This is a genomic window from Pseudomonas sp. S4_EA_1b, from assembly GCF_016307435.1.
GTDB lineage: Bacteria > Pseudomonadota > Gammaproteobacteria > Pseudomonadales > Pseudomonadaceae > Aquipseudomonas > Aquipseudomonas rhodesiae.
Genome location: NZ_JAEILC010000077.1, coordinates 38,014 through 45,765 on the forward strand (window position 1 = coordinate 38,014; position 7,752 = coordinate 45,765).

The 7,752-nt window shown below is 59.5% G+C and carries 4 protein-coding genes and 1 tRNA gene; 3 read left to right on the forward strand and 2 right to left on the reverse strand.

The features are described 5' to 3' along the window. Positions 1–35 precede the first annotated feature (35 nt). Positions 36–3,551 carry a membrane-targeted effector domain-containing toxin gene (locus tag YA0848_RS22805; protein WP_169902626.1) on the reverse strand — a complete coding sequence of 1,172 codons (3,516 nt, stop codon included), beginning with the start codon at positions 3,549–3,551 and terminating at the stop codon, positions 36–38. Positions 3,552–3,844: 293 nt separating this feature from the next. Here YA0848_RS22805 and YA0848_RS22810 point away from each other — a divergent pair, with 293 nt between their 5' ends. Further along, positions 3,845–4,033, forward strand: a complete 189-nt coding sequence (locus YA0848_RS22810; RefSeq protein ID WP_034098077.1) for a hypothetical protein — start codon at positions 3,845–3,847, stop codon at positions 4,031–4,033. Between the two features lies 1 nt (position 4,034). Here YA0848_RS22810 and YA0848_RS22815 read toward each other — a convergent pair whose 3' ends face one another. Then, entirely contained in the window at positions 4,035–4,412 is a 378-nt protein-coding gene (locus YA0848_RS22815) for a hypothetical protein (protein WP_034098075.1), read from the reverse strand. Between the two features lie 215 nt (positions 4,413–4,627). On the opposite strand from YA0848_RS22815, the gene pvdQ reads away from it, so the two are divergent. Both pvdQ and YA0848_RS22825 read left to right on the forward strand, forming a co-directional pair. Further along, on the forward strand, positions 4,628–6,916 hold the full coding sequence (gene pvdQ, locus YA0848_RS22820) for a bifunctional acylase PvdQ (RefSeq protein WP_198712594.1): 2,289 nt from the start codon (positions 4,628–4,630) through the stop codon (positions 6,914–6,916). A gap of 213 nt (positions 6,917–7,129) precedes the next feature. Next, a tRNA-Cys gene (locus tag YA0848_RS22825) sits at positions 7,130–7,203 on the forward strand. Positions 7,204–7,752 lie beyond the last annotated feature (549 nt).

Here is a 7,752-nt window from a genome sequence, read left to right on the forward strand (position 1 = left end):
GCCTGATTTCTCGGCAGGCTGGGGCGTGTGCGTTTCTACGGTTTGACGAAAATCTGCAAGTCGCCGGGCGCATCCTCGGGGCGCAAGGGAAGGGCGGGGTCGGGGGTATGGCCTTTGACCTTCAAGCCGATCTGTGACGTCACGTGGGAGTTGTTAGAAACACCAACGCCGATGCTGCCCGTCAACTCCGCGAGACCCGGGATGCCTTCGCTGGTGTTCATGTGCGCATTGCCGACCAGCGCCACCCACTTTTCCGTCCCGGAGTTGGCCTGGATGGTTTCTGCGGCGTAATAGTTGAACTCACGTAGCCGGGTCGTTGAGCCGTTGCCCGCCGTGGTGGCCAGGTTGACGCCGCGTAGATCTTTGTGGCGCGTCAGGTAGTAGTGATCAAGGGGTAAGACTTCGATGCCGTGGGCCTTCAGCTTTTTGCACAGTTGCTCGAAGGTCGGATGGGTACGCGGTTGCCGGGATCGACCGAGGAGGCCGATGCCGTCGTCCATCAACCCTTGGGGCATATCGATCAATCCTTCGAAATAGACCTTCGTGACACCGGCGCCCTTGAGGGTAGTGACGTTGTCGTAAAGCACCCTGAAACTTGCCATCTGACTGTGGGACTCACCCAATACCACACCGGGCGAGACCTTGAGGGTTTCCGTCAGCAGCTCGGATGCGGGGACCTGCTTGGGCACGTGTGGAATGGCAGGGCGAGGTGGCAGGCCGTTTTGGTCGATTGCCTCGTAATACTCAGCCATCTGTTCGTTGAACCGTCGCACGGTCTCTGCCTTGGTGTCCGGCTTGAAATGGTCGGCTTCCAGCCTGCCCCGCATGCTTTCCACATAGTCACCCGAGGGCAAAGGTTTTCGCGGCCGCACAGGGCGCCCATCGGTGCCCACCAGGTTATTCCGATGGCCGTGGAAATGTTTGGGCGGGTGCACGGGAGCCAGGGTGTCCAGGGGGTTGAAGCCTTCCAGGGGAGGGCCGTAAGGCATGGCTTTGGCCGGGTCGTACGCGTAGCGCTGACCGTTGGACACAATGGTATCGGCTTCATAGACGTGGTCGTCGATTTTGAAAGTGCCATACGTGACCGGTCCGTGTTCGGCGCTGACCCGCTTGGTCAAGTCGTACCCGCCGCTTGCGCCCCTGACGCGTTTGACCCCATTGCCGATCAGCCGCGAGCCTTCCTCAACCAGGCTGCCCACCCCGCTCAATGGGTTCAATTCACTGACGACGGTGGTTCCGAGAATCTTTGCCACCTTCGCGGCTTTGCGGGTGGTGTTGGCCGCGCTGGCCGCGACCTTGGTGACCCTGCTGGCGGCCCCGGCAGCGCCGGTGACGAAACCGAAAATATCCATGCCCAGATCGAACGTCCCTTCCAGGTAATTGCCGTCACGAAAGTTCACGATGGCCGAGCGCAGCGGCACCAGGTCGAGAAAAAAATCGGCCAGCTTCCACTCGTTTTCCACGTGCTGATCGTGGCGGGTGGTGCCTTTGGCGCGCTTGACCGCATCCTCGCCATCTATGTCCAGATGTTCGACGAATACATCCGCAATGGCCTGGGTTCGCGCGCTTGAAAAGCTGGCGGGGATGGGTAGCGGAGTGCTCACGCCCTTGTTTAAGTCCAGGGCCGATTGGCTGACGTGGGCGGGGGTGAAAGGCTCTATCGGATACACCAGGCTGCCGTTACGTGGCCTTGGTTGGGTCAACACCGTGTCGCGGACCCGGCTGATGGCGCCCTGTTTCAAGTCAATTTCGTAGACCTTTTCGCCATCAGCGCTTGTGGCTTTGATCAGCAGCTTGGGGTTTTTGCGCTCAAGGGTGCGACCGGTGAAGCCGGTGCTCAGCCTATAGGTCGGGTTCTGGTAGAACTCCAGTTTTGCGTATTCCAGAGTTTGCCTGTCTTCTAAAGGCAGCCGAGCGATCAGCTGCTTGACCGTTGTGGCAATGCCCTTTTTGCGCAGATCGACGGCGTGGGCGAACTGCTCGTTGAACACACTGTTGACGTCAAACGCCAGGGATTTGCCCCGTGTGGCCTCGATCACACGCGGGTCTTCGCTTTCCCACTGGTAGGCGTGCAGCCCGCTCATGGCGATATCCAGCAGCGAATGGCGGCCGGCCGGGGCGCGATTGGGGTTATACAGCGGCTCGTCATGGGGCTGGGTAGTGGCTTTGACCGTCAGCAGTTTTTCTTCAAATGGCACGTCTTCACCAAACCGCTCCTTGAGCTTGGCCAGGGCAATCGCGCGACGGCTTGGGATTTCGGTGTCGATTTGCACCGAGGCTTCTAGGCGTTCGTTGGCCTGCGCGTTGAACGCGCTGCGGACCTTCTGCTTATCCGCGGGGCCGTAACGGTCAGCTTCTTGCGCCGACAACGTGCCGCTGACCAGCCCCCAGACCCGCAAGGCATCGGATTGGGCTTGTTGGGTGACGGTCAGGTCCTGCAGACCGGCGCTTTCGGCCTCCATCATGACTTGGGTAAAGGTCATGTTGGGCACCTTGCCCGGCGTCTGCGCTTCAATCGTGGCCGCCGCGACCGACAGGCTGACCCAAGCCGGGCTGCCGTAGGTGACGCTGTCGGGGATGTCTTTGATCAACAACTCGGGGGCCTTTCTGGCCAGTAACAGGTGAGCGGCAACTTTTGCCATGGCAGGTGTGGCATCGCCTTGCTCGACCAGATGTGCGCTCAACCCATCGCGTATCGCCGACGCCGGTTTGCCCCAATGCTCGGTTTGCGTCAGGTCGAAATCGGCCACCTTGTTCCACGCGGGTGCGTCGAGGGATTGCGGGTCCAGTACCAGATTTATGGCTGCCAACACATAGTCGCTTGCGCTGGTGGCGGTGGCGATGCCGTTGAGCTGAGTCTGCAGCGCTTGCCCCATGGCTTGAGCGCGTGGCGTGCTCAGGAGGGTTTCCAGCGCATTGGCCGGATCATCCATGGCCTGGGCGCTGAGCGGCTGGTTGCTGTTCAGGTATTCCAGAATTCCCAGACTCGGCCCCATGCGCGGCGGGTTTGGGTGGCGCATGGCGTAGTCCCTGGCGCTCGCCAGCACGGTGCGCTGCGCCTGTACGCTGAGCTCAAGCGGCCACGACAAGCTGCCGCCGAAGTTGCCCAAGGGATGCTCCCGAGCCCTGTCGAGCACCGCATCGGCTAGGGCGACGAGGCTGAAGTGGTCAGTGGGTAGGCTCAAGCCATATGTGGTGATGAAGGCTTCAAGCGTGAGAGGGGAGTCTCCCGGTGGGGGAAAAGCGGATGCAGGATGCGCTTGCATCGTGCTGGTTTTCAGCGCCGTGCGCACGGCCTGAGGCGTCGCCTGCGGCCCAAGGCTCTTCGCGGTTTCGTTGAGCTGTTGTCCCAGCGTCCTGAGGTTGTGCCGGTCTGCCAACGCGTTCGCCAGGGCACCTCCGGCAGGCGCGGCGCTCGATGGGGCCTGTTGTGCGATGGCTGCGGATTGAACACTGGCCAGCGGCTGCAATGGAGTTGTCTGAGGGTAGAGGGGCGGTGAAATACGCTGAGGGTTGAGGTGCAGTGCAGGAGCGGATGAAAGACTGTTCATATGCGGGTACCTTTTCCAGACATATCAAGAAAAAGCGCCTGTCTTTGGGAGGTTCCCTGTTCCCCAGGCACCCCCGTTGGTTGCGGAAAAGGCCCGCGCAAGTTCCGCCTGTGCTGCTTGCACTGTGTATGCCTTCGTGTCCGTAGCACATGGAAAAGTTACCCGGCCCCACGTAATGCCAGAGGTCACCGCCTCGAACAAGCCAAAGCCTCTCATCGTCTGTAACATAGACGCCCACCGCGCCCTGTTCGGCGCAAGGCCGTAAATACAATCTTCAGATTCAGGAAGTCGTGATGACGCAAAAGCAACGTTTGAAATATTCGATACTGATTGTCTTGGTGGTGCTGGCGACGATGTTTGGCCTGTCTTACCTGCAGAGCATCGGGTCTATCAGTGAAAAAACGTTCCAGACCATCGCCATTGCCGTCGCGGTGGTCGTGGTGGTGCTCAACGGCATCATGCGGCGCAAGGTCAAGCCGTAAGTCAGGCGTTGTTGTCGAGCACCTTGGCTGCCTCTTCGTGGAGGCTGTAGCTTTTGTCCGCATTGAGGGTGATCACGCCCTCGCTGCATAGCCGTTTGAGTACTTCGCGCACGCTGAGAAACGACAATGGAATGCCCAGCGCCAGCAAGTGGCTGTGCACTCCGCGTACCCCGAGGGTGCGCTGGTTGTCGGCGGCGGTGAGCAGGGCGTCGATGACCTTCAGCCTGATCAGGCTGGTGCGCAGACCGAAACATTTGAGCAAATGACGAATACGCTGGTTGCCTTGCTCCGGCGTCTTGCCGAAGGCGGTCGTGCCGCTGCCGAAGTTGGCATCGGCGGCCGAGAGATGTCCTTCCGTGGGCACTTGCGGGTTGTACATGCAGAAAACTCCTTATCAGAGCCTGATCAGGAAAATGATGGCGCTCTTATTCAATAAGACGAACGAGCGAGCGAAATCATGAAGCGCCGAATGTAGAAATTTCGTCGGTATCGGTTTTGTCACAACCTGCGCGCTAAATTCCGCGGGCCGATGTGCGTTCTTACGGTGGGGTGGTCGCCCCGCGTAAAGACGTTCCATTTGACGGCGGAGTCGGTGTGATTATTAACAACAGGTTGTCCAGGGTATGTGCGCTCGGAGTATTGCTGGGCGTCAGCCTGGCCGCATCGGCGCGCGAGCAGGCCACGCAAGCCTCTGCCGAGATCCGGCGCACCGGTTTCGGCGTGCCGCATATCCGGGCCAGTGACGAGCGCGGTCTGGGCTATGGCATCGGATACGCCTATGCCCAGGACAATATGTGCCTGCTGGCTAACGAAGTGGTGACCGTCAACGGCGAGCGCGCGCGTTACTTCGGGCCCGAGCAGGCCACGCTGGAGGAGCGCAATAACCTGGCCAGCGATGTGTTCTTTCATTGGCTGAACACGCCTCAGGCGGTTGCCGCGTTCTGGAAGGCGCAGAGCCCGCAGATCCAGCAACGCATCGAAGGCTACGTGGCCGGCTATAACCGTTATCTGCAAGAGCGGGGCGCGCCGGCCCAGTGCCAAGGGGCGTGGGTCCGACCGCTGGTGGCCGAGGACTTGGTCAAACTGACCCGCAGGCTGCTGGTGGAGGGCGGTATCGGCCAATTCGCCGAAGCCTTGGTGGGCGCAACACCGCCCCAGGCGAGCGCCAGTGTGCAGCCAGACGCCAAGGCTTTCGCACTGGCCGCCGCGCAGCAGCAACGCTTCAGCCTGGATCGCGGCAGCAACGCCGTGGCGGTGGGGCAGGAGCGCTCGTTCAACGGGCGCGGCATGTTGTTGGCCAACCCGCATTTTCCGTGGGTGGGCGGTATGCGTTTTTACGAGATGCACCTGACCATCCCCGGCCAGTTGGATGTCATGGGCGCTGCGTTGCCGGGGTTGCCGGTGATCAATATCGGTTTTAACCAGCGTGTGGCGTGGACCCACACGGTCGATACGTCCAAGCATTTCACCTTGTACCGCCTGACCCTGGACCCGAACGATGCCACGCGCTATCTGCTCGACGGTAAATCCATCGCGCTGGATAAAACCTCGGTGGCGGTCCAGGTCAAGCAAGCCGATGGCAGTGTCAAAGAAGTGAACCACACGCTGTACAGCTCCCAGTTCGGCCCTGTGGTGCAATGGCCCGGCAAACTCGATTGGGACCGGCGCTATGCGTTCAGCCTGCGCGACGCCAACTTGGGCAACGACCGCGTGCTGCAACAGTGGTACGCCATGAACCAGGCCAGTAGCGTCAAGGCGCTGCAAACCTCGGTGCAGAGCTTGCAAGGCATCCCATGGGTCAACACCCTGGCCGCCGATGACCAGGGCCAGAGCCTATACATGAACCTGTCGGTGGTGCCCAACGTCAGCGCGGCCAAATTGGCCCAGTGCAGCGACCCGCGCGCCGGTTTGCAGATGATTGTGCTGGACGGCGCCCGTAGCGCCTGCGCCTGGGATATCGATCCGAAGGCCGCTCAGCCGGGTATATTTGCGGCCGATCAACTGCCGCAGTTGCTACGCAGCGACTACGTGCAGCACTCCAACGACTCGGCCTGGCTGGCCAATCCGCAAGTGCCGTTAAGCGGCTTCTCGCCGGTGATCAGCCAGGACCGCATCGGCCTTGGCCCGCGCGCACGCTTCGCCTTGCAGCGCTTGCACAGCCTCAGCAACCGGCCGATCAACGCCGCTGACTTACGCAATATGGTGATGGATAACGAGGTGTACCTGGCCGGGCAGGTCATGCCGGACCTGCTGGAATTCTGCGCCAACCACCTCGCGACTGACGCGCAGACCCTGCAACCGCTGTGCGACAGCCTTAAAACCTGGGACCGCCACGCCAACCTCGACAGCGGCGTGGGCCTGGTGCACTTCATCAATTTTATAGAGCACCTGCAACAAATCCCCGATGCCTGGCGCGTCGCCTTCGATCCGAGCCAACCCCTGACCACCCCACGAGGCGTGGCTATCGAGCGGCCAGCGGTTGCTAAGGCTGTGCGCGAAGCGATGCTGGCTTCCGCCGCCGACGTCGCCAAGCGCGGGCTGACGTCCACAAGTACTTGGGGGGATGTTCAAGTCTCCGGCCAAATCCCGATCCACGGCGGCCCTCAAGAACTGGGCATCTACAACGCCATGCAAAGCGTGCCCCGCAGCGACGCTAAACGTGAAGTGATCAGCGGCAGCAGTTACCTGCAGATCGTCACCTTCGACGACCACGGCCCCCATGCTGAAGGTGTGTTGGCATTCTCCCAATCCAGCAACCCTGCCTCCCCATATTCCAAGGACCAAACCCAAGCGTTTTCCAAGAAAACACTCAGCTCGCTCCCGTTCACCGACGCCCAAATCCAGGCCGACCCACAGTACCGCCAGCAAGTCATCAAGGAGTGAACCCAACCTGCAAGCCCTTGATGCCAATGCGAAATATTTTTGAAATCAAGGGGTTGCAGGCCCCGGCAAATGAGTACATAATGGCGCCCATCGAACGCATCGAAGCTTTAAAAACTTCAATGTATTCAGTGAGTTAGAGTAGAGGCAGGCTTTACACAGGCCACTCAAGTTTGCATACGGTGAGTGCCAGCAATCAGGGCATTGATCGTCTTAGGCCGAGTAGCAAAATGGTTATGCAGCGGATTGCAAATCCGCCTACGCCGGTTCGATTCCGACCTCGGCCTCCACTCTTGAAAACCCCGTAGATTAACGTCTACGGGGTTTTTTATTGCCTGCGATTTGGGATCGTTTCCGCAACTCTACTTTTTTCGGGAAACTCAAGAGGCCGTCATCGGTACGGTTCTCCTTGATGGAAAGTGGGATTGTGCTCGAGATTAAGGGGCCTAAATGTTCACTAACGGCCGATTGTGTTGAAAAAGTCGCCTTGCCCAAAAACGCTCGAATACTGATGGGTGAAAAGACCTCTTTTGCACGCTGCTACGTGAAATCTGAGTCCTGAACCTACTGCCAAAAATTCAGATTTCAATCTCAGGCGCGTACTTTTCCGCTGTGGAATTATCATTCGACTTTTTCAACAGAATCGGCCAAAAGCGGACTGTCCCGGCATAGAAATGTGGTCCCTACACTCTTTCTGCCCCAATTTTTTGAGTCCTTGAACCTTTGGACCTGGTGCTCACACTCTGCACCACAATCAATCGATTTTTGATGCTTGCCTATGAGTGCAGGCCTAGAGCATATTGCCATCATGATTAGCGGCTCGACGCAAAATACAAAGG

What these genes read in the sequence shown, in the direction of transcription:
- YA0848_RS22810 (WP_034098077.1), top strand. Translation starts at nt 3,845, where the DNA reads ATGACGCAAAAGCAACGTTTGAAATATTCGATACTGATTGTCTTGGTG.
- YA0848_RS22805 (WP_169902626.1), bottom strand. Translation starts at nt 3,551, where the DNA reads ATGAACAGTCTTTCATCCGCTCCTGCACTGCACCTCAACCCTCAGCGT.
- YA0848_RS22815 (WP_034098075.1), bottom strand. Translation starts at nt 4,412, where the DNA reads ATGTACAACCCGCAAGTGCCCACGGAAGGACATCTCTCGGCCGCCGAT.